Here is a 2,212-nt window from a genome sequence, read left to right on the forward strand (position 1 = left end):
GTGCTGGTGTATCAGGCCGCCGCGCGACGCTTGCGATCCGGCGAGACCGCCTCGTCGGCGAGAGCCTTGACCGCGTCCTCGAGCTTCAGCGATTCCTGGTCGCGGGAGCCCAGCCGGCGGACATTGACGGTTTCTTCTTCCGCCTCGCGCTTGCCGCAGACGAGGATGACCGGCACCTTGGCGAGCGAATGCTCGCGCACCTTGTAGTTGATCTTCTCGTTGCGAAGGTCGGCTTCGGCGAGCAGCCCTGCGGCCTTCAACCGGTCGACGACTTTCAAGGCATATTCGTCCGCATCCGAGGTGATCGTCGCCACCACCACCTGGAGCGGCGCGAACCATAGCGGGAAATGGCCGGAATAGTTCTCGATCAGGATGCCGAGGAACCGCTCCATCGAGCCGCAGACGGCGCGATGCACCATCACCGGCTGCTTCTTCTCCGAATCCGAGCCGATATAGAAGGCGCCGAAGCGTTCCGGCAGGTTGAAGTCGACCTGCGTGGTGCCGCATTGCCATTCGCGACCGATGGCGTCCTTCAGCACATATTCGAATTTCGGCCCGTAGAAGGCGCCCTCGCCCGGATTGATCGAGGTCTTGATGCGGTTTCCGGAGCGCGTGCGGATCGTCTCCAGCACATTGCTCATGATCGCCTCGGCATGGTCCCAGGCCTCGTCGGTGCCGACGCGCTTGTCCGGCCGCGTCGACAGCTTCACGCTGACCTCGTCGAAGCCGAAATCGGCATAGGTCGACAGGATCAGGTCGTTGATGCGCAGGCACTCGGCGGCCAGCTGCTCCTCCGTGCAGAAGATATGCGCGTCGTCCTGCGTGAAGCCGCGCACCCGCATCAGCCCATGCAGCGCGCCGGACGGCTCGTAGCGATGCACATTGCCGAACTCAGCAAGTTTCACGGGCAGTTCCCGGTAGGACTTCAACCCATGCTTGAAGATCTGCACATGTCCCGGACAGTTCATCGGCTTCAGCGCGAAGACGCGGTCGTCATCGGTGTCGTCGCCGGCGACGGTCACCTTGAACATCGCGTCGCGATACCAGCCCCAATGTCCCGACGTCTCCCACAGGCTCTTGTCGAGCACCTGCGGCGCGTTGACTTCCTGATAGCCGTGCTCGTCGAGGCGGCGGCGCATGTAGTTGATCAGGTTCTGCACCATCTTCCAGCCCTTGGCGTGCCAGAAGACGACGCCAGGCCCCTCTTCCTGGAAATGGAACAGGTCCATCTCGCGCCCGAGCTTGCGGTGATCGCGCTTCTCGGCCTCTTCCAACAGCGTCTGGTAGGCGTCGAGCTGCGCCTGGTCGGCCCAAGCGGTGCCGTAGATGCGCGTCAGCATCGGGTTGTTGGAATCGCCGCGCCAATATGCGCCAGCCACCTTCATCAGCTTGAAGGCGTTGCCGATCTGCCCGGTCGAAGCCATGTGCGGACCGCGGCAGAGGTCGAACCAGTCGCCCTGAGCGTAGATCTTGAGGTCCTGGTCCTCAGGGATGGCGTCGATCAGCTCGAGCTTGTAGCGCTCGCCCTTCTCGGCGAAGACCTTCTTCGCCTTTTCGCGCGACCACACCTCCCTGGTGAACGGCTTGTTGCGCTGGATGATCTCGCGCATCTTCTTCTCGATCGCCGGGAAATCGTCCGGCGTGAACGGCTCGTTGCGCGCGAAGTCGTAGTAGAACCCGTTCTCGATCACCGGCCCGATCGTCACCTGCGTTCCCGGCCACAGCTCCTGCACGGCCTCGGCCAGCACATGCGCCGCATCGTGTCGGATGAGTTCCAGCGCGCGCGGATCCTCGCGGGTGATGATCTCGACCTTGCCCGACGTGCCGAGCGGATCGGAAAGATCGCGCACGGTGCCGTCGAGGCTATAGGCGACAGCCTTCTTGGCCAGCGACTTTGAGATCGACTCGGCAAGGCCAGCGCCGGTCAGCGCCGCGTCATACTCGCGGATCGAACCATCGGGAAATGTCAGGGAAACGGAATTCGGCATCAGGATTCTCCTATCCAGTCCCGCAAACGAGCGCGGGTGGTGAAATGCATGTCGCAGGATGCGTTGCTGCATGCAGAGGGTTAGCCGGAGGCGTCCGGCAGCGGCGCGGTTTTAGAGGCAGTGCCGCGTCAGGTAAAGAGCGGCCCGTCAGGAAATGGCGCCAGTAGTGTCGCAGGCGCTTCGCGCGGGCTTGTGAACAGAGCGCGGCGCAGCTTGTATACGAA

At 63.1% G+C, this 2,212-nt stretch carries 1 protein-coding gene; it reads right to left on the reverse strand.

The features are described 5' to 3' along the window. Positions 1 to 11 precede the first annotated feature (11 nt). Positions 12 to 1,988: a threonine--tRNA ligase gene (gene thrS / locus EOA24_RS35040; RefSeq protein ID WP_126082346.1), complete on the reverse strand. Its 1,977-nt coding sequence runs from the start codon at positions 1,986 to 1,988 to the stop codon at positions 12 to 14. Positions 1,989 to 2,212: the final 224 nt, after the last annotated feature.

The sequence above is a fragment of the Mesorhizobium sp. M2A.F.Ca.ET.039.01.1.1 genome, assembly GCF_003998035.1.
In the GTDB taxonomy this organism is placed as follows: domain Bacteria; phylum Pseudomonadota; class Alphaproteobacteria; order Rhizobiales; family Rhizobiaceae; genus Mesorhizobium.

Coding starts and splice junctions, on each gene's coding strand:
- thrS (WP_126082346.1), bottom strand. CDS start 1,988: ATGCCGAATTCCGTTTCCCTGACATTTCCCGATGGTTCGATCCGCGAG.